This is a genomic window from Pseudomonas sp. UW4 (assembly GCF_000316175.1).
Classification (GTDB): Bacteria; Pseudomonadota; Gammaproteobacteria; order Pseudomonadales; family Pseudomonadaceae; genus Aquipseudomonas; species Aquipseudomonas laurylsulfatiphila.
Window position 1 is genome coordinate 5,309,971 of sequence record NC_019670.1, and the last position, 21,307, is coordinate 5,331,277.

The following is a 21,307-nucleotide window of genomic DNA, read 5'->3' on the forward strand; positions in this document are numbered from 1 at the left end:
TTCGCAAAAGTTGGCACGCACCCTGCTATATGTTTGGTACAAGAACAATAACAAGCAATGCACAAGACAATAAAAATAAGACGAATCGACTCACGCACAATAAAAACAAGACGGCGAGAGGCGCAGCTAACTGATTCTTTTGGAGAGGCGTTGTATTTGGGGCTAGCCCCACGACCAGGCCGAGAACAACAAAAACTGTCCTAAGACAGAGCCTGTACTGGTTGGATCGAAAGATCACTGCAATTCAGCGACCAAAGCAATCCGTTTGCTCTTGGCTCCCGATTGGGAGGGTCATGAAGGAAAGCTTCATGGCAAGGGCACTTAACAAAAACAAAAAGCCCGAAACCAAAAATAAAAATAGAGCATGCAACTACTTCTTGGGGAGCTTCGGCTCCCCTTGTAGTTTCTGCGATTCAGAAAAACCCTCGTATCACTGTAGGAGCGAGCCTGCTCGCGAAAATCCCACAGGCACATCGGGGCATCTGGTTTTACGCGTAATCGTTCACGTCCATCGCGAGCAAGCTCGCTCCTACATCCTGCGCCTTACAGCTCATATCTGCTGTGTCCTACACCATCCCCCGACTAAATGCTAGAATCCCCGCCCATCATGCGGTCATTCTTCTGTTATGGCCGAATATTCCTTCAAACAGTGCATCCCATGCTGAAGAAGCTGTTCCAGTCATTCCGTTCTCCCAAGCGTCCTACGCAACACATTCGCAGCACGCCTGAAGTGCTCAACAGCGGTCAACACTCGCTGCAAAAGGCGCAATTCAGCCGCTACGCGGTGAATATCGTTGAACGCCTGCAGAGCGCCGGTTACCAGGCTTACCTGGTGGGCGGTTGCGTGCGCGACATGTTGCTGGGCATTACACCGAAAGATTTTGACGTTGCCACCAGCGCCACACCCGAGCAGGTACGGGCCGAATTCCGTAACGCGCGAATCATCGGGCGTCGGTTCAAATTGGTGCACATCCACTTCGGCCGCGAAATCATCGAAGTCGCGACCTTCCGCGCCAATCACCCGCAAAACGAAGACGAGGAAGACAGCAACCAGTCTTCACGCAACGAAAGCGGGCGCATCCTGCGCGATAACGTCTATGGCACCCTGGAAGAAGACGCGCAACGTCGCGACTTCACCATCAATGCCCTGTATTACGATCCGGTCAGCGAGCGCATCCTCGACTACGCCAACGGCGTACACGACATCCGCAACCACCTGATCCGCCTGATCGGCGATCCGAAGCAACGCTACCAGGAAGATCCGGTACGCATGCTGCGGGCGGTGCGTTTCGCCGCCAAGCTGAACTTCGGTATCGAAAAACACAGTGCCCTGCCCATTCGCGACCTGGCGCCGATGCTGCGCGAGATCCCGTCGGCTCGCCTGTTCGAAGAAGTGCTCAAGCTGTTCCTCTCCGGCCACGCCGCCGATACGTTTGAAATGCTGGTCGACTTGCAATTGTTCGATCCACTGTTCCCGGCCAGCGCCGAAGCACTGGAGTACAACCCGACCTACACCCACACCCTGATCAGCGAAGCCCTGATCAATACCGACCTGCGGATCAAGCAGAACAAACCGGTCACCCCGGCGTTCCTGTTTGCAGCCCTGCTCTGGCCTGCCCTGCCGGCGCGCGTCCTGCGCCTGCAGGAGCGTGGCATGCCGCCGATTCCGGCGATGCAGGAAGCGGCGCATGAGCTGATTGCCGAACAGTGCCAGCGAATCGCGATTCCGAAACGCTTCACCATGCCGATCCGCGAGATCTGGGACATGCAGGAGCGCCTGCCACGCCGCAGCGGCAAGCGTGCCGATCTGTTGCTGGACAATCCGCGCTTCCGCGCCGGCTATGACTTCCTGCTGTTGCGCGAGAGTGCAGGCGAGCAGACTGACGGCCTCGGCGAATGGTGGACCGACTATCAGGACGCCAATGAAAGCGAGCGTCGCGACATGATCCGCGACCTCAGCGGCAAGGACGAAGGCACCGGCGCCCCGCGCAAGCGTCGCCGCAGCGCTGGTTCCAAGCGCAAGCGCGCCGCCGGTGCTTCGAGCACCACGGGCGAGTAATCCATGGAACGCATCTACATCGGCATGGGCAGCAATCTGGCTGACCCCGCCGAACAATTGCGCAGCGCCGCCGAGGCGCTGGCGTACTTGCCGCGATCCCGACTGGTCGGGGTTTCTGCGTTTTATCAAAGCGACTCACTGCTTCCCGGACAACCGCGCTACACCAATGCGGTGGCCGCGCTCGAAAGCACGCTGGCTCCACTGGAATTGCTGGATGCCTTGCAGGCCATCGAAAACGGCCAGGGTCGCGAGCGCCTTGAACGCTGGGGACCGCGAACACTGGACCTCGACATCTTGCTGTTCGGTGATCGCCTGATCGACGAACCGCGCCTCAAGGTTCCCCACTACCACATGCAGGAACGGGCCTTCGTGCTTTACCCGCTGGCGGAACTGGCACCTGCGGATTTGCAACTCGCCGATGGCCGAACCCTGGCCGAACTGCTCAAGGCATGCCCGTTCGTCGGCCTGGAACGCCTGCCCCAAAATTGACCGAAATCCCCTGTGGGAGCGGGCTTGCTCGCGAAAGCGGTGTTTCAGCCAACATTGATTCTGGATGACACACCGCCTTCGCGAGCAAGCCCGCTCCCACATTGGCTTTGTGTCGGGCACAAGATCTGCTGCTGAATCGCATCAGTTACTCCGGTAACACCCCACCCGTAACAATGCGGTAACACACGCAATTGACTTCCCTCGTTCTCCTCACGACTATAGGCGTCCCGCTGCCGCCTACACGGCGTTCAAGGGCGCAATCCAGGCCTTAAAAGCACGACGAAAGAGCGTGCGCCTGTATTCAACGAAGAATCACGCGCGTTACTCGCAGTAGTTTCCACAGCGCCTGAATGAGGAACTTTTCATGCCAGCCATCACCCTGACCACCCTGCAAGGTCTGAAGCAAAAAGGTGAAAAAATCACCATGCTGACCTGCTACGACGCAACCTTCGCCCACGCCTGCAACCAGGCCGGCGTCGAAGTGCTGCTGGTGGGCGACTCCCTCGGCATGGTTTTGCAGGGCCACGACAGCACCTTGCCTGTCACCACCGCAGAAATGGCTTACCACGTGGCTGCCGTCAAACGCGGTAACAGCGATGCCCTGATCCTCGCCGACCTGCCATTCATGGCCTATGCCACCACCGAACAAGCCATGACCAACAGCGCCCTGTTGATGCAGGCCGGCGCGCACATGGTCAAGGTCGAAGGAGCGTTGTGGCTGGCCGATTCGATCCGCCTGCTGGCCGAGCGCGGCATCCCTGTGTGCGCGCACATGGGCCTGACGCCGCAGTCGGTGAACATCCTTGGCGGCTACAAGGTCCAGGGTCGTAATGAAAACCAGGCGCGGCAGATGCGTGCCGACGCGATCGCCCTGGAACAGGCTGGCGCGGCCATGCTGCTGCTCGAATGCGTCCCGAGCGAGCTGGCAGAAGAAATCACCCAGGCGGTGAAGATTCCGGTGATCGGGATTGGCGCCGGCAATCGCACCGATGGCCAAGTGCTGGTTCTGCACGACATGCTGGGGCTGTCCATAACCGGCCGCATGCCAAAATTCGTGAAGAACTTCATGACTGGCCAGACCAGTATTGAAGCTGCATTGAATGCCTACGTGACTGAAGTCAAGGCGGCGACTTTCCCTGGAATCGAACACGGATTCTCTGCATGAACACCGTAAAAACCGTACGTGAACTGCGGGCCGCCGTAGCCCGTGCCCGTAGCGAAGGCAAGCGCATTGCCTTTGTGCCGACCATGGGCAACCTGCACAGCGGCCACGTTGCGCTGGTGACCAAGGCCTCCCAACGGGCGGACTTCGTGGTGGCGAGCGTCTTCGTCAACCCGCTGCAATTCGGTGCTGGCGAAGACCTCGACAAGTACCCGCGCACCCTCGCCGCCGACCAGGAAAAACTGCTCCAGGCCGGTTGCCATCTGCTATTCGCGCCAACCGTCGAGGAGATGTATCCCGACGGCATGACCGGCCAGACCCGCGTCAGTGTCCCGCAATTGTCCGAAGGCCTGTGTGGCGCAAGCCGGCCGGGGCATTTCGAAGGCGTGGCGACGGTGGTCAGCAAGCTGTTCAACATGGTCCAGCCGGACCTGGCAATCTTTGGCGAGAAGGACTTCCAGCAACTGGCGGTGATTCGCGCGCTGGTACATGACCTGAACATGCCGATCCAGATCATCGGTGAGCCGACCGTACGGGCGGCCGATGGTCTGGCGCTGTCGTCGCGCAACGGTTTCCTCAACGAAGAGCAACGCGCAGTGGCACCGGTGGTCTACCGCACGCTGAATGCGATCAGCGAGGCGATCAAGCAGGGCGAACGCGATTACCCGGCGCTGATCGACACGCAGGTCAAACAGCTCGAAACGGCTGGCCTGCGTCCTGACTATCTGGAAATCCGCCATGCCCTGACCCTGCGCCCGGCGACGGCGCAGGATCGTGACCTGGTGATTCTGGTGGCGGCGTTCCTCGGTACGACGCGGTTGATCGACAACCTGCACCTGAACCTCGACGCGCCAATCTAAACAACAAAAAAACCCTGTGGGAGCGAGCTTGCTCGCGATAGCGGACTGTCAGCCAGCACACCTGTTGGAATGTCAGGCCCTCATCGCGAGCAAGCTCGCTCCCACAGTGGGGCTTCTGCGCCCAAACAGACTGTATTGCTGCCTCTTAAGCCTTCGGGCAAACTGCCCGCCGTTCGATTCCGACCTGGGAAACATTCATGCACGCCATCATGCTCAAAGCCAAGCTGCATCGCGCCGAAGTCACCCACGCTGTACTCGATTACGAAGGCTCCTGCGCCATCGACGGTGAATGGCTGGACCTGTCCGGCATCCGCGAGTACGAACAGATCCAGATCTACAACGTCGACAACGGCGAGCGCTTCACCACCTACGCCATCCGTGGCGAAGAAGGTTCGCGCATGATCTCGGTCAACGGCGCCGCGGCGCACAAGGCCAAGGTCGGTGATCGCGTGATCATCTGCGCTTACGCTCATTACAGCGAAGCCGAACTGCTCAACTTCAAGCCACGCATGCTCTACATGGCACCAGGCAATGAACTGAGCCACACCAGCAATGCCATTCCGGTCCAGGTCGCCTGATCCGAGCCCTGTCTGTTCCGTTTGTCGGACCATTCCTAACTTCGATGTTAAAAAAGTACCGGAAACAGGTCAGACAAAGTCAAGACAGATCATTGCGCGGGGTTTACTGTATTCGCCCTGCGCCATGAAATCGTGTCGACGCAGTTGACCGGAACGCCCACCCACAGCGCTCCGGGATTTTTAGTGTTCAAAAGGCCGTTCAAGTAAAAAGGAAACCCGCAGCGATGGCGTATTACCGCACTCCTCACGACGTTACCGCTCTGCCTGCCTGGCAAGCGTTGAATGACCACCGCCAAGCCATGCAGGATTTCAGCATGCGCGAGGCCTTCAATGCCGATCCGCAGCGTTTCACTCAGTTCACACTCAGCAGCTGCGGCCTGTTTCTCGACTACTCGAAAAACCTGATCAACGCCGAGACCCGTAATCTGCTGGTAGGCCTGGCCAACGAAGTCGACCTGAAGGGCGCGATCAAATCGCTGTTCGACGGCGAAATCGTCAACTCTTCCGAAGGCCGTCCAGCCCTGCATACAGCCCTGCGCCGCCCGGTTGGCGACAAGCTGTCGGTCAACGGCGTCAACGTGATGCCGGAAGTGCACAAGGTGCTGAACCAGATCACCGACCTCGTCGGCCGTATCCACGATGGTCTGTGGCGCGGTTACACCGAGAAGCCGATCACCGACGTGGTGAACATCGGCATCGGTGGCTCCTTCCTCGGCCCGGAACTGGTGTCCGAAGCCTTGCTGTCCTACGCCCAGAAAGGCGTGCGTTGCCATTACCTGGCGAACATCGACGGCAGCGAATTCCACGAACTGACCATGAAGCTGCGTGCCGAAACCACGCTGTTCATCGTTTCGTCGAAATCCTTCAACACCCTCGAAACCCTGAAAAACGCCCAGGCCGCCCGTGCCTGGTATCTGGCCCAGGGTGGTTCGGAAGCCGAGCTGTATCGCCATTTCATCGCGGTATCGAGCAACAACGCCGCCGCCGTAGCGTTCGGTATCCGCGAAGAAAACATCTTCCCGATGTGGGACTGGGTCGGTGGCCGCTACTCGCTGTGGTCGGCCATCGGCTTGCCGATTGCCCTGGCCATCGGCATGTCCAACTTCAAGGAACTGCTGTCCGGTGCCTACACCATGGACCAGCACTTCCAGAGCGCACCGTTCGAACAGAACATGCCGGTGCTGCTGGCCTTGCTCGGTGTGTGGTACGGCAACTTCTGGGGTGCGCAAAGCCACGCGATCCTGCCGTACGATCACTACCTGCGTAACATCACCAAGCACCTGCAACAGCTGGACATGGAATCCAATGGCAAGAGCGTGCGCCAGGACGGCAAGCCCGTCTCCACCGACACCGGGCCGGTGATCTGGGGCGGCGTCGGCTGCAACGGTCAGCACGCTTACCACCAGCTGCTGCACCAGGGCACCCAACTGATTCCGGCGGACTTCATCGTGCCGATCGTCAGCTTCAACCCGGTGTCCGACCACCACCAGTGGCTGTACGCCAACTGCCTGTCGCAAAGCCAGGCACTGATGCTCGGCAAGACCCTGGCCGAAGCCGAAACCGAGCTGCGCGATAAAGGCATGAGCGAAGCCGACGTACACAAACTCGCGCCGCACAAGGTGATCCCGGGCAATCGTCCGAGCAACACCCTGGTGGTCGAGCGCATCAGCCCGCGTCGCCTCGGCGCACTGGTGGCGATGTACGAACACAAAGTCTTCGTGCAAAGCGTGATCTGGGGCATCAACGCCTTCGACCAGTGGGGCGTGGAGCTGGGCAAGGAGCTGGGCAAGGGTGTCTACAACCGCCTGGTCGGCAGCGAAGAAACCCCGGCCGAAGACGCCTCGACTCAAGGGCTGATCAACTACTTCCGCGGTCGTCACCGCGGATAATCTGACACCGCCCTGTTGTACCTTGTGGGAGCGAGCCTGCTCGCGAATGCGGTTTGTCAGTCGACTTTGATGTTGACTGACCCAACGCTTTCGCGAGCAGGCTCGCTCCCACAGTTGTTTTGTGTACGGCTTGAACCCATTGACCACTCGGCGCATCTTTATCCTTGTCGCAAAACAAGAATAAGGAACCGTCATGTTCGATATCAGCAAGTTCCCCAAAGCCGATGCCGTCCGCCGGGCTGCACAATTGAGTCAAGACGACTATCAGCGCCTGTACCGCGAATCCATTGAACACCCCAGCACCTTCTGGGCCGAACAGGCCACGCGTTTTCTCGACTGGAGCGCGCCCTGGGAAACCGTCCAGCGCTACAATCTGAAGACCGGCGAGGCCAGCTGGTTTGCCGGTGCGCAATTGAATGTCAGCTACAACTGCATCGACCGGCACCTGGAAAAACGCGGCGATCAGGTCGCCATCATCTGGGAAGGCGACGACCCTGCCGACTCGACATCGATCACCTACAAACAACTGCATGAAAACGTCTGCCGCCTGGCCAACGTGCTGAAAAGCCGTGACGTGAAAAAAGGCGACCGCGTGTGCATCTACATGCCGATGATTCCCGAGGCAGCCTACGCCATGCTTGCCTGTACCCGCATCGGCGCAGTGCACTCGGTGGTGTTCGGTGGTTTCTCCCCGGACTCGTTGCGCGACCGCATTCTCGACGCCGACTGCCGCACCGTGATCACCGCCGACGAAGGCGTGCGCGGCGGCCGGCCCGTGCCACTCAAGCAGAACGTCGACAAGGCGCTGCAAAGCTGCCCGAACGTGAGCACCGTGTTGGTGGTCGAGCGCAGAAATGCACAGGTGAACTGGGTCGAAGGACGGGACATCAAGTACCAGCAGGCCCTGCGCGAAGCCAGCGCCGATTGCCCGCCGGAGCCGATGGACGCCGAAGACCCGCTGTTCATCCTCTACACCTCCGGCAGTACCGGTAAACCCAAAGGCGTGCTGCACACCACCGGCGGCTACCTGCTGCAAGCGACGATGACCTTCAAGTACGTGCTGGATTACCGCGATGGCGAGGTCTTCTGGTGCACCGCCGACGTCGGTTGGGTCACTGGCCACAGCTACATCGTCTACGGCCCGCTGGCCAACGGCGCGACCACGCTGATCTTCGAGGGCGTGCCGAGCTACCCGACGACCTCGCGCTTCTGGCAGGTGATCGACAAGCACAAGGTGAACATTTTCTACACCGCCCCGACGGCCCTGCGTTCGTTGATGCGCGAAGGGCCCGCCGCGTTGAAGGAAACCTCCCGCGCCAGCGTCAGGCTACTGGGTACGGTCGGCGAACCGATCAATCCGGAAGCGTGGGAGTGGTACTTCCATGAGGTGGGCGAAGAGCGTTGCCCGATCGTCGATACCTGGTGGCAGACCGAAACCGGCGGCATCATGCTCAGCCCTTTGGTCAGCGCCCAACGGATCAAGCCCGGTTGCGCCACACAACCGATGTTCGGCGTGCAGCCGGTGCTGCTCGACGAGCAAGGCAAGGAAATCAAAGGCGCCGGCAGCGGCGTACTGGCCATAAAATCCAGCTGGCCGGCGCAGATCCGCAGCGTCTATGGCGACCCGCAGCGCATGGTCGACACCTATTTCAAGCCGTATCCCGGTTACTACTTCACCGGCGATGGCGCGCGGCGCGATGAAGATGGCGACTACTGGATCACCGGGCGCATCGACGATGTGATCAACGTGTCCGGCCACCGTATCGGCACCGCCGAAGTGGAAAGCGCACTGGTGCTGCACGACAGCATCGCCGAGGCCGCTGCGGTCGGTTACCCCCACGACATCAAGGGCCAGGGCATCTATGTCTTCGTCACGCCCATGAACGGCGTTGAGACCAGCGATGAACTGAAGCAGGAATTGCTGGCCCTGGTCGGCAAGGAAATCGGCAATTTCGCCAAACCGGACTTGATCCAATGGGCGCCAGCCTTGCCGAAAACCCGCTCAGGCAAGATCATGCGGCGCATTCTGCGCAAGATCGCCTGCAACGAACTCGATAGCCTGGGCGATACTTCGACCCTGGCCGACCCAAGCGTCGTGCAAGGGCTGATCGATAAACGCCTGAATCAATAATGCTCGCTCTTTGTAGGAGCTGCCGCAGGCTGCGATCTTTTGACCCTGCAGGGCAAAGTCAAAAGATCGCAGCCTGCGGCAGCTCCTACAGGAAATTACCGGTACACCATGGAATTCATCCGCACCCGCATCGAAACCCAGATCATGAGCCTGACCGGTTTGTCCCTGGGCAAGCTCGACCTGGAAAACCCCAAGGGCGACCCTGGGCTGTTCGGACCGGACTCGGTGAGCTGGCAAGTCCATGGCGATTTCAGCAGCATGCTGATCGGTGGCATCAGCGCCCTGATGCTGCAGGCCCTGCACCCGCTGGCATTGGCCGGGGTCTGGGACCATTCGAATTTTCGTGAGGACATGCTCGGTCGCTTGCGTCGCACCGGGCAGTTCATCTCCGGCACCACCTTCGGTTCGCGGCAAGACGCCGACTGGTTGATCGAGAAGGTTCGCACCATTCACTTGCAGGTGACCGGCACGGCGCCGGATGGACGCCCCTATGCCGCCAGCGATCCCGATCTGCTGACCTGGGTGCACGTCGCCGAGGTCAGCAACTTCCTCGCCGCACATTTACGCTATCGCAACCCGCATCTGTCCCCAGCCGATCAGGATCGCTATTACGCAGAGATCGCCTTGGTAGCCGAGCGTCTCGGTGCCCGGGATGTGCCCCGTTCGCGACAGGCCATTGCCGACTACCTTGAGCGCATGCGCCCGCAACTGCTGTGCGACGAGCGCAGCCGCGAGGTGCTGCGCCTGTTGTTGAACGCGCCCTCTCCCAGTCGTTTGGCCAAGCCGTTCGGCGGGCTGATGATGCAGGCGGGGATCGATCTGCTGCCGGATTGGGCCAGTGACATGCTCGGCGTCAGCCAGAACCCGCTGCAACGCAAACTGATCCGCGCCAGCGTCAATCGCAGCGCGCCAATGCTGCGCTGGGCGGTGCGTAATGGATCGGTGCATCGGGCCAAGCGACGGATGGGGTTGTTGAGTTAGACACAGCCGAAAAGCATCGCGAGCAAGCTCGCTCCCACAGGGGACTTTTGTTGGTCGCAGTTCCCGTGTACGACACGAATCCAGTGTGGGAGCGAGCCTGCTCGCGAAGGGAGCACCTCGGTCCAGCTCCACAGTGTTAAACTCCCGCGCCCAATTCTCTCCTGCAAGGCGCCCAGCATGTCTTCCTTGAATCAGGCGCTGCGCGCCGCCCTCGATCAACGCCAGGACCTGCTCGCCGAACTGCACCAGCAGGGCACCGACTGCTATCGCCTGTTCCACGGCAGCCAGGAAGGTGCAGGTGGCCTGACCATCGACCGCTACGGCCCGCAATTGCTGGTGCAGAGCTTCCATCAGCCGCTGGAGCGCGAGGCGCTGCTGCAACTGCACGACACGATCAACCAATACCTGGGTTTTGAAACCCTGCTGGTCTACAACGACCGGTCCCGCGGTAACTCGCGCATCGATCGCGAAGACATCGTCTACCGCGCCGACGAAGCCGCCCTGCAAGACCTGGTTGGTCACGAATGGGGCCTGAACTATCGGGTGCGTGGCCGCCATGCCGGACAAGACCCGCTGCTGTTCCTTGACCTGCGCAACACCCGCGGCTGGGTCAAGGATCACAGCAAGAACAAAAGCGTACTGAACCTGTTCGCCTACACCTGTGGCGTCGGCCTCAGTGCCGCCGCCGGCGGTGCGCGCGAGGTGTGCAACCTGGACTTCGCCGAAGGCAACCTGGCGGTCGGTCGCGAGAACGGTTTACTCAACCCGCAGTTGCCGCCCATGGAATTTATCCAGTCCGACTACTTCCCGGCCATTCGCCAACTGGCCGGCCTGCCGATCAGCCAGCGCCGCGGGCAAAAACTGCCGAGCTATCAGCGCCTGGAACAGCGCCAGTACGATCTGGTGCTGCTGGACCCTCCGGCCTGGGCCAAGAGCGCATTCGGCACCGTCGACCTGCTGCGCGACTATCAGAGCCTGCTCAAGCCGGCCTTGTTGACCACCGCCGACAACGGCGTGCTGATCTGCTGCAACAACCTGGCGAAAGTCAGCATGGACGACTGGCGCGAGCAGGTTTTGCGTTGTGCGGAGAAAGCCGGGCGGCCGGTGCGTGAATGGAGCGTGATGAAACCAGGTGCCGATTTCCCGTCGATGGATCAGCAACCACCGCTGAAAACCCTGATTCTGCAGCTCTGACAGCTGTGGGAGAAATCTGAAACTTCCTCGACAGTTCAATCACTTCGGAACCGGAAACGCGTGCCATACTCCAAGGCACTCCGATTCAGACAGATGAAGCCGCACATGTACAAAGGATTGATTCGCGCCATCGGCGCCTTGTTGACTGCTCTGGCTCTCTACAGCTTGCTGGGTTTTCTGATTTTACCGGGTGTGGCGTTGCGCATTGCCAACCAGCAACTGGCCAACTACGCCACCACCCCCGCCACGATCCAGCGGATCGAGTTCAATCCGTTCAGCCTTGAACTGACCCTCTGGGGCTTGAACATCGGCGAGCCCGGCAAGGAGCAGGTCGCTTTCGAACGTTTGTACGCCGATCTGCAACTCGACAGCCTGTGGACCAAGGCGGTGCACCTGTCCGATGTCGAACTGGACAAGCCCAAGACCGAAATCCTGTTCGGCAAGGACGGCAAACTCAATCTGCTCGGGCTGTTCAAACTGCCAGCAAGTGAACCCACGCCCGCCGACCCGAACGCCAAGCCGTTTCCGCTGCATATCGAGCGCATCAAGCTGGCCGGCGGCGCCCTGCACTTTGTAGACGCCCGGCCCAGCGAGCCTATCGAGTTTCTCTACGACTCCCTCGACTTCGAACTGAAGAACCTCAGCACCCTGCCCGATGACAGTGCCGACATGACCCTGGTGGCCGTCGGCCCCAATGGCGGACAGATCGACTGGACGGGCAATTTCAGCCTGATCCCGATCGCCTCCGAAGGTAAGCTGAAAATCACTGATGGCAAGATGAAAGCCTTTTGGCCCTATGTGCGCGATGCCGTTCCACTGGATCTCGAAAACGGCATCATGAGCATCAGCACCGACTACAAACTCAGTCTGTCCAAGGAAACCGAGCTGCTGCTGAGCAATGTAGCGGTCACTGTCGCCCCCTTCGCGATCAAGGCGCCGGATGGCCGGCCACTGGTAAAGCTTGAGCGACTGGACGTCAGCGAAACCACTGTGGACCTGGCCAAACAGCAGGTGGTGGTCGGCAAGATCCGCAGCCACAAACTGGAAACCTGGGCCGCGCTGGAACCGGACGGCCAACTCGACTGGCAGAAACTGTTCGCCAGCCAACCGTCAAAAGCCACCGCCAAAGCCAAGGCGGATGCCGAACCGGCCAGCACTCCGGCGGCGGCAGACTCACCGAAACCCGAACCGGGCGCACCCGACAAACCCTGGCAGGTGCTGCTCAAGGATGTGCAACTGCGCGACTACAAGGTGCATCTGGCTGACCGCAAGGCACAGCCTGCCGTCGCCCTGGACCTGGCTCCGCTGAACCTCGACCTGCAAAACTTCGACAGCCTCAACGGCTCGCCCTTTACCCTCAAGCTCGATACCGGTGTGGGCAAGCAAGGCAAGATCATGGCCGACGGCGAGGTCAATCTGGCCCCGGTCAGCGCCAGGCTGAAGGTCCAGACCAGAGACATCGACCTGCGGGTTGCCCAGTCCTACATCACGCCCTTCATTCGCCTGGAACTGCGCAGCGGCATGCTCGGCAGCGATCTGGCGGTCAACCTGAAAAGCACCGAGCCCCTGGCCTTCAACGTCACCGGTCGCGCCCAGGTCGATCAGCTGCATACCCTGGACACCCTGAAAACCCGCGACTTCCTCAAGTGGCAACAGGTCGTGGTCGAAGGCCTGAACTATCAGCATGGGGACAGCCTGTCGATCGACAAGGTCAACCTGTTCCAGCCCTATGCGCGTTTCATGATCAACGATGATCGCACCACCAACATCGACGACCTGCTGATTGCGCAACCGGCGGACACCGGGGCAAAACCGGCAACGAGCAAACCGACAAGCAACGAAAAACCTCTTGGCATCCACATCGGCGGTATTTTCATCAATGACGGTTCGGCCAACTTCGCCGACTTCAGCCTGACCCCGAACTTCGCCACCGCCGTCCAGCAACTCAACGGGCAGATCGGCACCATCGACAGCCGCCAGCGGAAACCGGCCAGTGTCGACGTCAAGGGCAAGGTCGATCGCTACGCGCCGGTGACCATCAAGGGCTCGGTCAACCCGTTCGACCCGATGGCCAGCCTCGACATCGCCACCAGCTTCAAACGCGTGGAACTGACCACGCTGACCCCCTACTCCGGCAAGTTCGCCGGCTACCGAATCCGCAAGGGCCGGCTCAATCTCGACCTGCATTACCAGATCACCAAGGGGCAGCTCAAAGCCGAAAACAAAGTGGTGGTCGAGCAACTGCAACTGGGTGAAAAAGTCGACAGCCCGGATGCCGTGAGCCTGCCGCTGAAACTGGCCATTGCCTTGCTCAAGGACGTCGACGGCAAGATCTCCATCGAGCTGCCGGTCACCGGCGATCTGAACAACCCTCAGTTCAGCGTCATGCCGATTATCTGGCAGACCCTGCGCAACCTGATCGTCAAAGCCGCGGCGGCACCGTTCAAACTCATTGGCGGGCTGGTCAACGGTGGCGGTTCGGAAGACCTGGGCAGCGTTTCATTCGCAGCGGGGTCCAGCGAATTGGGCAAGGACGCCGAAGCCGCCCTGGACAAACTCTCCAATGCGCTCAAGGAACGCCCGGCACTGCGCCTGGAAATCGAAGGCACCGCCGCCCAGAGCAGCGATGGCCCGCTGATCGCCGAACAACGCCTGGAGCGTGAGTACCAGTACAACTACTACAAAATGCTCCAGCGTCGCGGCGACAAGGTCCCGGCCCAGGCTTCGTTGCTCGAAGTGCCGGACGGGGAAAAAGGCCCGTTGCTCGAAGGCATCTACCGCACCCGCCTTAAAACCCAGCCCCCTGCCGAATGGAAGGACCTGGGCAAGGAAGAGCGCACCGCGAAAATGCGCGCCGAGGTGATCAAGTTCTGGAGCTCCAGTGACGTACTGTTGCGTCAACTGGGTCAGGAGCGCGCCAGCAGCATCAAGGATTACCTGGTCGACAAGGCCAAACTGGAAGATCAGCGGGTGTACTTCATCGACGCCAATCTGGGCGAAGCGGAAAGTGACGGCCGCGTGGTGACACCGATGCATCTGGATGCCGAGTGATGCCCGGTCAGAGCTGATGGGGCATCACCAAAACTTCATATAGCCCGCACAGCTTTTTGTATTTCTCCCCAAATAAAACAGGCCCCGGCAAAATTGCGCGGGGCCTGTGATGGCCAATATCCGTTTGGCCCTTCGCATGAACACTCAGGTTGCAATAGACGTATGACTCGGCTCGTCTGTCGCGCCTTCTCCCGGTCCAGGCGAGAAGTCTTGCCTTACTCGGCTTTCAGGCCGTCAGCGGAGACCGCCTTGACGCCTTTGATTTTCTTGGTGATGGCCACAGCCATTTCCTTTTGCGAATCGGTCACGGCGGTGGTTGACGACAGCGATACCACACCTTTGTTGGTTTCAACCTTGATGTCACTACCTGGAATGCCTTTTTCAGTCATCAGGTCAGCTTTGACTTTGGTGGTGATCCAGGTATCGGAAGTAGCTTCTTTCGCTTCGGTCATCTCACCGGCAGCCAGCACCATTGGCGACTGGGTTGCCTGGGTGGTTTGAGCAAACGCGGCGTTGCCCATGGTCAGGGTCAGCGCGGTAGCAGCAGCGGCAGTGATAGCGAACTTCTTCATACGAGTAACTCCTGTTTTTCGGAAAGTCTGCCGGGTGTCTTGTCGGCAGGGTTACCAAGGGTATTGCGAACGCTGTGCCAACTTTGAAACCGAGAATAAAACCTTATAAATCAATGAATTATAATATCAGCCAATTTTCGGAATCATGCAAAATGCACGAGATGCACAAACACTGCATGCAAGTTGCGGGTTTGTGGAAAGTTCCTAAGATGCTGAAATTTCTGAGCTTTCTTTTTAGCTTCTGAGGACGGGTCGACAAACAGGAAAACCCCGCAAAAAAGCGGGGAATTGATTCAGCAACTCATGCCGCAGAACCGGAACACCCTTTAGGCAAGTAATCCGGGGAAACACTGCTCTTGCATGACCAGCCTTTGGTTTCGTCCCGTGTCAGGGTGACGGTTTTGCCCTGGACCACCCCCGGGGCATTGTGCAACGTACAAACGATTGATCCCGCGCCCTCCGGCGTTGTAGCCGTCACAGACAGGGCGCAATGGGTGGTCGATGCCTCACCGGCGGGCGCCACGTTGGCAATTGTCGGCGTTTCCCCCTGATTGATCACATCCTCGAACGGCACCTTCATCGCAGTCAGCTCGGCCATCGCCGCCGTGACCTTGGCCCGGGCCTGGTACTTGGAATACATCGGCAGGCCCAGTGTTGCCAGGATCCCGATGATCGCCACCACGACAAGCAACTCGATCAGGGTAAAACCTTTCTGATTGTTCATTTACAAGCTCCATGCATGAGTCGGAGGCTCATGACCTGCCCCATGGCAGCACAGCCTGTGCCAAGGCCGGAAGCCCCTGTTGGCAAGGGATCTGGTAGCCGTCAGGCCTTTTCCTCCTACCAGGACCCGCACTATCTGACGTTTTTTGTCACCTCACCCTTGCGGGTTTGGCCTCATCCTTTGACTAGGCTATAAGAGCAATTCAATCGGAATCCCCAGGACTGAACATGGCGGTCAAGGCAGCGAAAATCAGCGTGTATGCATGGGAAGGCATCGACCGCAAAGGCACAAAAGTGACCGGCGAACTCAGCGCTCAAAACCCGGCGCTGATCAAGGCGAAACTACGCAAGCAAGGCATCAGTCCGGGCAAGGTTCGCAAGAAAAACCAATCGGTTTTCAGCATGGGCAAGCGTATCAAGGCCCAGGACATCGCCCTGTTCACCCGGCAAATGGCGACGATGATGAAGGCCGGCGTGCCTTTGTTGCAGTCCTTCGACATCATCGGCGAGGGCTTCGACAATCCGGCCATGCGCACGCTGGTGGACGAACTGAAACAGGAAGTTGCGGCAGGCAGCAGCTTTGCCGCCGCCCTGCGCAAGAAGCCCCGGTATTTCGATGAACTGTATTGCAACCTGGTGGATGCCGGCGAACAGGCCGGTGCCCTCGACACCCTTCTGGAGCGAGTCGCGACCTACAAGGAAAAAAGCGAATCCCTCAAGGCCAGGATCAGGAAAGCCATGACCTACCCGCTGGTGGTGGTATTCGTCGCGGCGATTGTCACCGGGATTCTGCTGGTCAATGTCGTGCCGCAGTTCGAGTCGGTCTTCAAAGGCTTCGGCGCCGAACTGCCGGCCTTTACCGTGATGGTCATTGGACTGTCGCAATTCATGCAGGCCTGGTGGTGGGTGGTCCTGGGCGCGCTGCTCACGATGGCCTTCGGCGTGCGCCACATCCTCGGAAAGTCCCCAGCCTTGCGTGACCGGATGGACACCTGGCTGCTGAAGCTGCCGCTGGTGGGCACCCTGATGCACAAGTCCGCCGTGGCCCGGTTCGCCCGCACACTGTCGACCACTTTCGCTGCCGGCGTGCCGCTGATGGAGGCCCTGCAATCAGTGGCCGGCGCGACTGGCAATAGCGTGTTCAAGCACGCTGTGTTGCGCATCCGGCAAGACGTTTCGACCGGCATGCAATTGAATTTCGCCATGCGTACCTGCGGCGTCTTTCCGAACATGGCGATTCAGATGACGGCCATCGGCGAAGAGTCAGGCACCCTGGACGCCATGCTCGACAAAGTCGCGGGGTTCTACGAAGACAACGTCGATAACATGGTCGATAACCTCACCAGCCTGATAGAGCCGTTCATCATGGTGGTGCTGGGTGTTATCGTCGGTGGACTGGTAGTTGCCATGTACCTGCCCATCTTCCAACTTGGCTCAGCGATCTGACATGCCCTTGAATGAAATCCTGATTCACTCTCCGCTGGCCTTTGTCCTTCTCGCAGGCATCACCGGCCTGCTGGTCGGCAGTTTCCTCAATGTCGTGATCTGGCGCCTGCCGAAAATGCTCGAACGCGACTGGCGTGAGCAGGCCCATGACATTCTCGGGCTGCCTGGCGAAACGCCGTTGCCGACCTACAACCTGTTGCTGCCCCACTCCCAATGCCCGCACTGCGAACACCGAATCCGCGTCTGGGAAAACATCCCGCTGCTCAGTTATGTGTTTTTGCGCGGCCGTTGTTCAGCCTGTGCGGCGGCGATCAGCCCGCGCTATCCGTTGACCGAATTGGCCTGCGGCCTGTTGTCAGCGTTTGTTGCCTGGCACTTCGGCTTCGGTTGGCCGGCCGGCCTGATGCTGATCCTGAGCTGGGGGTTGCTGGCGATGAGCCTGATCGACGCCGAACATCAGATATTGCCGGACGTACTGGTGCTGCCGTTGATATGGCTGGGGTTGATCGTCAACAGTTTCGGCCTGTTCGTGTCGTTGCACGAGGCGCTTTGGGGGGCGGTCGCCGGCTACGGCCTGCTGTGGTCGGTGTTCTGGCTGTTCAAGCTGGTCACGGGCAAGGACGGCATGGGCTACGGTGATTTCAAGCTGCTGGCGATGCTGGGCGCCTGGGGTGGCTGGCAGATTTTGCCCCTGACCATCCTGCTGTCCTCGCTGGTGGGTGCCATTATCGGGCTGGTGCTGCTGCGCTTGCGCAATGCAAAAACCTCGACACCGATCCCTTTCGGTCCTTATCTGGCCATTGCCGGCTGGATTGCCTTGCTCTGGGGTGGTCAAATAACCGACCTCTATTGGCAGTTTGTCGGTTTGAAATGAATACCCCTGTGGAAAAACCCTGGATTCTCGGCCTGACCGGCGGCATCGGCAGCGGTAAAAGCGCGGCCGCCCAACACTTCATCGATCTGGGCGTGCATGTGGTCGACGCCGATCATGCCGCTCGCTGGGTCGTTGAACCCGGCCGCCCGGCACTGGCACAAATCGCCGAACACTTCGGCCCCGGTGTGTTGCAGGCCGACGGACAACTGGACCGCGCTGCGCTACGCAAATTGATCTTCGAAGTGCCTGAAGAGCGCCGCTGGCTGGAGGGCCTCCTGCATCCACTGATCGGCGAGGAAATCGCTCATCACCTGGCGCTGGCAAAATCGCCTTATGCGATTCTGGTATCGCCGCTGCTGATCGAGTCCGGCCAGTACGCCATGACCCAACGGGTACTGGTGATCGATGCCCCGGAACAATTGCAGATTGAACGCACCCTGCAACGTGACCAGACCAGCGAGCAGCAGGTCCAGGCGATTCTCAAGGCCCAATCCAGCCGTCAGGATCGCGTAAGTCATGCCGACGACGTCGTGGTCAATGACCGCGACCTGGCCTGGCTGCACAGCGAGGTCGAACGCCTGCATCACTTTTATCTTACTTTGCGTGGAGGCCAGTCATGAGCCAACCAACAACCGTCGAATGCCCAACCTGTGGCGCCCCCGTGGAATGGACCGCCGAAAGCAAATTCCGGCCATTCTGCTCCGATCGCTGCAAACTGATCGACCTGGGCGCCTGGGCGTCCGAAGAGCACAAGATTCCAGTGGCCCCCGATGCCGAGGACGAGATGTTCAGCGGTGACTTCGACCCGCGCCACTGATCCACCGGGTCGACGATTTCAGGGCTTGGGATCGTCGTCCTTCCAGGGAGCCGAGAGGTAGCGGGTGCGGTTGAACGTCTCAAGCCACTCCGGACAAAACACGACCAGCGCACTGACGATCATGCCGTTGATAAACGCTTCGGGAAAAATGATCAGCCATAGATATCCGACAAAATCTTCCAGCCAGTACGGCATGGCAAAACGCTCGTCGAACCATAACAACCAAAGCGCCAGCAGCAGACACAGCAATGCCGACAGCGCGGCGGCAAAGAATCCGGAGACGAAGATATACACGAAGGGATTTCGTGGCTGCGCCCGCTCCACCAGGATCGCGCAGCACTCGGTGACCAGCACCGGCAGCGCAATCAACAGCGCACCATTGACCCCGACCGCCGCCAGGTCCTGTCGGCCGAGCAGCACCAGCCCCAACTGCGCGACCAGCCCGCCGACGATCGCCAGCGGCCAGTCCAGAAGCAGTGTGACCGCCGTCATACCAATGAAATGGTAAGACACCCCGGTATCGAAATCCCGCCGCACCAGCCACAGCATGAACAACGCGAACACCGTGCCGAACAATAAATGCTGGCGACGGCTGTCGGTGAACAGTTCAACCCAGGGAGCGCGCCACATCGCCCAAAGCAGCACCGGCACATAGATCATCCAGCCGACTGTCAGGCTCTGCGGTGACAGCAGCTCAGCGCCGATCATGGACCAGACGTCTCCAGCGCTTCACGCAATTGTGCAGCCGTGGCGTATTCGTGCTGAGCCATCAATCGACCATCCTTGAGCTGCAACCACAGCACTTTATCCACAGCGCCGGGGTAGCGCGGTGCGACACGACCGTCACGATCCAGCATTACCCGGTAGGAGTAATCACGCATGGCCGGCACTGCGAACATTTTCGCGATCAAGCGTGGCATTCGCTGGATGTCCGCGAGAAAGACCACGTGCCGGGCCTCCAGATAGCCTTCGGGCTGACCTTGCAACGCCGCATCGACCAGTTTCGCCGCCTCCATGCTGCGCGCCACCAGCAGCGTCTGAGTGCGACTGTCGAGAGTGAAGGCCTGATCGAACTGGTCAAGCAATGTCCATGGCACCAGCCGCTCGCCCACCTCCAGCGCATTGGCCCACAGCGGCAGCAGACTGAGTATTAATAGCGACCAATATTTCACCTTGACCCCCTTGTTCAATCACAGGCGCGTAATGGCCATCAGTCTACACCGCCCGTTCCGTGTGCCCAGCGATGCTGATTGATGCTTAACGCTTTCTGCTTGTCGCAATTGAACGCTAAGCTTGGGCCTATGGATGACTCAGATTATTTACGCCTGCTGACCATCGCGGCCGAGCAAGCCAACGCGTTTCTGTCCAATGCCCGCAAATGGGAGCGGGAGCGTTGGGTGTGCCAGCGCCTGTTGCAAGGTTTGAACATTCCCTATCGCGCCGATGAATTCGCCCCCGCCGGGGAGCCGCCGGACGTGTTGTTTCGCGATGCCAGTTTCGAGGTGTTCTTCGTGCTCGACGAAGGCCGGCGCCTCAACGATGAATGGCGCGACGAACTGCAGCGCCGACGCAGCGCGTTTTCACTGAGTCAACTGGTACGCCGCGAGGCCAAGCCTCGACGCATCCCCGCCAACGAGTTCTTGTTGCGATTGGCGCCGACCTTGCGCAAAAAAGCCCACAACTACAAAGAGCGCGGCATGGATCTGGGTGAACTGGACATCATTGCCTTCGCCAGCCTCAAACGCGAAGTGCTGGACCTCAACAGCCATTTCCCGCCGCCGACCGAGTACCTGCGCCAGGGCTGGCGTTCGCTGTCCCTGGTCGGGCCGACATTCGCCCGCGTGCTGTTCGCCCACCCGGATGCACCGGACTTCTTGCGCAGCAACCTGGGGCGCAGCATTGTCTTTGACGTCGGGATCAGCCTGTGAGCCCGCTGCAGGAGCTGATCGCCGAGGTGCCACAACAAGGTCGTGTACGCTGGATCGGCGTGCGCCCGCAATCACGTTCGACAATGCTTGAGCTCGATGCCGTGGAAGCGCGCCTGGAGGCCGGCCTGACCGGCGACCACGCTCGCCCCGGCGTGCGCAATGCGCGGCAGGTCACGCTGATTCAGTGGGAGCACCTGGCGGTGATCAGTTCGCTGATGGGGCGTGCACAGGATCATCCGGTCCGGCCTGAAGATCTGCGGCGCAATCTCGTTATCAGTGGCATCAACCTGTTCAGCCTCAAGGGCCGCCGCTTCCGGATTGGCCAGGCAACGTTCGAAACCACTGGCTGGTGCCAACCCTGCGCGCGCCTTGAAAGCAACCTGGGCATCGGCACCTTTCAGGCCGTGCGCGGACATGGCGGAATCACTGCCCGGGTGTTACAAAGTGGAATCATTCGCCTGGACGATATCGTCAGCGTCGAACCCGTTCCAGACAGCGGCTATGCTGCGTTCAACCCTGGGTAAAAACACTGTAGCTTCTACACATTCAGCAA

General features: G+C 59.8%; 20 protein-coding genes. 16 read left to right on the plus strand and 4 right to left on the minus strand.

What is annotated here, in order from left to right; genetic code table 11:
- The first annotated feature begins 658 nt into the window (after positions 1-658).
- The 10 genes from PPUTUW4_RS23480 (at position 659) to PPUTUW4_RS23530 (ending at position 14,394) form a co-directional block, all read left to right on the plus strand.
- On the plus strand, positions 659-2,059 hold the full coding sequence (locus PPUTUW4_RS23480; protein WP_015096860.1) for a polynucleotide adenylyltransferase PcnB: 1,401 nt from the start codon (positions 659-661) through the stop codon (positions 2,057-2,059).
- A 3-nt stretch (positions 2,060-2,062) separates the two neighbouring features.
- Complete coding sequence (folK, locus tag PPUTUW4_RS23485; RefSeq protein WP_015096861.1) at positions 2,063-2,548, plus strand: 2-amino-4-hydroxy-6-hydroxymethyldihydropteridine diphosphokinase; 486 nt, start codon at positions 2,063-2,065, stop codon at positions 2,546-2,548.
- 364 nt (positions 2,549-2,912) lie between these two features.
- The gene (gene panB / locus PPUTUW4_RS23490) at positions 2,913-3,713 is read left to right on the plus strand and encodes a 3-methyl-2-oxobutanoate hydroxymethyltransferase (protein WP_015096862.1); all 801 of its coding nucleotides are present in this window, start codon (positions 2,913-2,915) and stop codon (positions 3,711-3,713) included.
- A complete protein-coding gene (gene panC / locus PPUTUW4_RS23495; protein ID WP_015096863.1) occupies positions 3,710-4,570 on the plus strand; it encodes a pantoate--beta-alanine ligase in 861 nt (286 codons plus the stop codon). Before panB ends, panC begins: the two co-directional genes overlap by 4 nt.
- Positions 4,571-4,767: 197 nt before the next feature.
- Positions 4,768-5,148: an aspartate 1-decarboxylase gene (gene panD / locus PPUTUW4_RS23500; protein WP_003228271.1), complete on the plus strand. Its 381-nt coding sequence runs from the start codon at positions 4,768-4,770 to the stop codon at positions 5,146-5,148.
- A 224-nt stretch (positions 5,149-5,372) separates the two neighbouring features.
- Positions 5,373-7,037 carry a glucose-6-phosphate isomerase gene (pgi, locus tag PPUTUW4_RS23505; protein WP_015096864.1) on the plus strand — a complete coding sequence of 555 codons (1,665 nt, stop codon included), beginning with the start codon at positions 5,373-5,375 and terminating at the stop codon, positions 7,035-7,037.
- A gap of 193 nt (positions 7,038-7,230) precedes the next feature.
- Positions 7,231-9,168, plus strand: a complete 1,938-nt coding sequence (acs, locus tag PPUTUW4_RS23510) for an acetate--CoA ligase (RefSeq protein WP_015096865.1) — start codon at positions 7,231-7,233, stop codon at positions 9,166-9,168.
- A gap of 108 nt (positions 9,169-9,276) precedes the next feature.
- Entirely contained in the window at positions 9,277-10,149 is an 873-nt protein-coding gene (locus tag PPUTUW4_RS23515; RefSeq protein ID WP_015096866.1) for an oxygenase MpaB family protein, read from the plus strand.
- 177 nt (positions 10,150-10,326) lie between these two features.
- The gene (locus PPUTUW4_RS23525; protein WP_015096867.1) at positions 10,327-11,343 is read left to right on the plus strand and encodes a class I SAM-dependent methyltransferase; all 1,017 of its coding nucleotides are present in this window, start codon (positions 10,327-10,329) and stop codon (positions 11,341-11,343) included.
- Between the two features lie 93 nt (positions 11,344-11,436).
- Positions 11,437-14,394 carry a DUF748 domain-containing protein gene (locus PPUTUW4_RS23530; protein ID WP_015096868.1) on the plus strand — a complete coding sequence of 986 codons (2,958 nt, stop codon included), beginning with the start codon at positions 11,437-11,439 and terminating at the stop codon, positions 14,392-14,394.
- A 215-nt stretch (positions 14,395-14,609) separates the two neighbouring features.
- On the opposite strand, the gene PPUTUW4_RS23535 is transcribed toward PPUTUW4_RS23530, so the two are convergent.
- Both PPUTUW4_RS23535 and PPUTUW4_RS23540 read right to left on the minus strand, forming a co-directional pair.
- Positions 14,610-14,966 (minus strand): BON domain-containing protein, encoded by a 357-nt coding sequence (locus PPUTUW4_RS23535; protein ID WP_015096869.1) that lies wholly within the window; start codon positions 14,964-14,966, stop codon positions 14,610-14,612.
- Between the two features lie 301 nt (positions 14,967-15,267).
- Positions 15,268-15,690 carry a pilin gene (locus tag PPUTUW4_RS23540; RefSeq protein ID WP_015096870.1) on the minus strand — a complete coding sequence of 141 codons (423 nt, stop codon included), beginning with the start codon at positions 15,688-15,690 and terminating at the stop codon, positions 15,268-15,270.
- A 227-nt stretch (positions 15,691-15,917) separates the two neighbouring features.
- Between PPUTUW4_RS23540 and PPUTUW4_RS23545 the strand changes: the two genes are divergently transcribed.
- Genes PPUTUW4_RS23545 through yacG form a run of 4 tightly spaced genes read left to right on the plus strand, consistent with a single transcriptional unit; the run spans position 15,918 to position 18,826 of the window.
- On the plus strand, positions 15,918-17,135 hold the full coding sequence (locus PPUTUW4_RS23545; protein ID WP_015096871.1) for a type II secretion system F family protein: 1,218 nt from the start codon (positions 15,918-15,920) through the stop codon (positions 17,133-17,135).
- Between the two features lies 1 nt (position 17,136).
- On the plus strand, positions 17,137-18,009 hold the full coding sequence (locus tag PPUTUW4_RS23550; protein WP_015096872.1) for an A24 family peptidase: 873 nt from the start codon (positions 17,137-17,139) through the stop codon (positions 18,007-18,009).
- On the plus strand, positions 18,006-18,629 hold the full coding sequence (gene coaE / locus PPUTUW4_RS23555) for a dephospho-CoA kinase (protein ID WP_015096873.1): 624 nt from the start codon (positions 18,006-18,008) through the stop codon (positions 18,627-18,629). The genes PPUTUW4_RS23550 and coaE overlap by 4 nt, the downstream gene beginning before the upstream one ends.
- Positions 18,626-18,826 (plus strand): DNA gyrase inhibitor YacG, encoded by a 201-nt coding sequence (gene yacG / locus PPUTUW4_RS23560; RefSeq protein WP_007970539.1) that lies wholly within the window; start codon positions 18,626-18,628, stop codon positions 18,824-18,826. Before coaE ends, yacG begins: the two co-directional genes overlap by 4 nt.
- 18 nt (positions 18,827-18,844) lie before the next feature.
- Here yacG and PPUTUW4_RS23565 read toward each other — a convergent pair whose 3' ends face one another.
- Both PPUTUW4_RS23565 and PPUTUW4_RS23570 read right to left on the minus strand, forming a co-directional pair.
- Complete coding sequence (locus tag PPUTUW4_RS23565; RefSeq protein WP_015096874.1) at positions 18,845-19,534, minus strand: energy-coupling factor ABC transporter permease; 690 nt, start codon at positions 19,532-19,534, stop codon at positions 18,845-18,847.
- Positions 19,531-19,998, minus strand: coding sequence for a hypothetical protein (locus PPUTUW4_RS23570; RefSeq protein ID WP_015096875.1), 468 nt, complete (start codon positions 19,996-19,998; stop codon positions 19,531-19,533). The genes PPUTUW4_RS23565 and PPUTUW4_RS23570 overlap by 4 nt, the downstream gene beginning before the upstream one ends.
- Before the next feature lie 129 nt (positions 19,999-20,127).
- Between PPUTUW4_RS23570 and PPUTUW4_RS23575 the strand changes: the two genes are divergently transcribed.
- Both PPUTUW4_RS23575 and PPUTUW4_RS23580 read left to right on the plus strand, forming a co-directional pair.
- Complete coding sequence (locus tag PPUTUW4_RS23575) at positions 20,128-20,754, plus strand: DUF1780 domain-containing protein (RefSeq protein ID WP_007970534.1); 627 nt, start codon at positions 20,128-20,130, stop codon at positions 20,752-20,754.
- The gene (locus PPUTUW4_RS23580; RefSeq protein ID WP_015096876.1) at positions 20,751-21,278 is read left to right on the plus strand and encodes an MOSC domain-containing protein; all 528 of its coding nucleotides are present in this window, start codon (positions 20,751-20,753) and stop codon (positions 21,276-21,278) included. Before PPUTUW4_RS23575 ends, PPUTUW4_RS23580 begins: the two co-directional genes overlap by 4 nt.
- The last annotated feature ends 29 nt before the right edge of the window (positions 21,279-21,307 follow it).

What these genes read in the sequence shown, in the direction of transcription:
- PPUTUW4_RS23480 (WP_015096860.1), top strand. Translation starts at nt 659, where the DNA reads ATGCTGAAGAAGCTGTTCCAGTCATTCCGTTCTCCCAAGCGTCCTACG.
- folK (WP_015096861.1), top strand. Translation starts at nt 2,063, where the DNA reads ATGGAACGCATCTACATCGGCATGGGCAGCAATCTGGCTGACCCCGCC.
- panB (WP_015096862.1), top strand. Translation starts at nt 2,913, where the DNA reads ATGCCAGCCATCACCCTGACCACCCTGCAAGGTCTGAAGCAAAAAGGT.
- panC (WP_015096863.1), top strand. Translation starts at nt 3,710, where the DNA reads ATGAACACCGTAAAAACCGTACGTGAACTGCGGGCCGCCGTAGCCCGT.
- panD (WP_003228271.1), top strand. Translation starts at nt 4,768, where the DNA reads ATGCACGCCATCATGCTCAAAGCCAAGCTGCATCGCGCCGAAGTCACC.
- pgi (WP_015096864.1), top strand. Translation starts at nt 5,373, where the DNA reads ATGGCGTATTACCGCACTCCTCACGACGTTACCGCTCTGCCTGCCTGG.
- acs (WP_015096865.1), top strand. Translation starts at nt 7,231, where the DNA reads ATGTTCGATATCAGCAAGTTCCCCAAAGCCGATGCCGTCCGCCGGGCT.
- PPUTUW4_RS23515 (WP_015096866.1), top strand. Translation starts at nt 9,277, where the DNA reads ATGGAATTCATCCGCACCCGCATCGAAACCCAGATCATGAGCCTGACC.
- PPUTUW4_RS23525 (WP_015096867.1), top strand. Translation starts at nt 10,327, where the DNA reads ATGTCTTCCTTGAATCAGGCGCTGCGCGCCGCCCTCGATCAACGCCAG.
- PPUTUW4_RS23530 (WP_015096868.1), top strand. Translation starts at nt 11,437, where the DNA reads ATGAAGCCGCACATGTACAAAGGATTGATTCGCGCCATCGGCGCCTTG.
- PPUTUW4_RS23535 (WP_015096869.1), bottom strand. Translation starts at nt 14,966, where the DNA reads ATGAAGAAGTTCGCTATCACTGCCGCTGCTGCTACCGCGCTGACCCTG.
- PPUTUW4_RS23540 (WP_015096870.1), bottom strand. Translation starts at nt 15,690, where the DNA reads ATGAACAATCAGAAAGGTTTTACCCTGATCGAGTTGCTTGTCGTGGTG.
- PPUTUW4_RS23545 (WP_015096871.1), top strand. Translation starts at nt 15,918, where the DNA reads ATGGCGGTCAAGGCAGCGAAAATCAGCGTGTATGCATGGGAAGGCATC.
- PPUTUW4_RS23550 (WP_015096872.1), top strand. Translation starts at nt 17,137, where the DNA reads ATGCCCTTGAATGAAATCCTGATTCACTCTCCGCTGGCCTTTGTCCTT.
- coaE (WP_015096873.1), top strand. Translation starts at nt 18,006, where the DNA reads ATGAATACCCCTGTGGAAAAACCCTGGATTCTCGGCCTGACCGGCGGC.
- yacG (WP_007970539.1), top strand. Translation starts at nt 18,626, where the DNA reads ATGAGCCAACCAACAACCGTCGAATGCCCAACCTGTGGCGCCCCCGTG.
- PPUTUW4_RS23565 (WP_015096874.1), bottom strand. Translation starts at nt 19,534, where the DNA reads ATGATCGGCGCTGAGCTGCTGTCACCGCAGAGCCTGACAGTCGGCTGG.
- PPUTUW4_RS23575 (WP_007970534.1), top strand. Translation starts at nt 20,128, where the DNA reads ATGGATGACTCAGATTATTTACGCCTGCTGACCATCGCGGCCGAGCAA.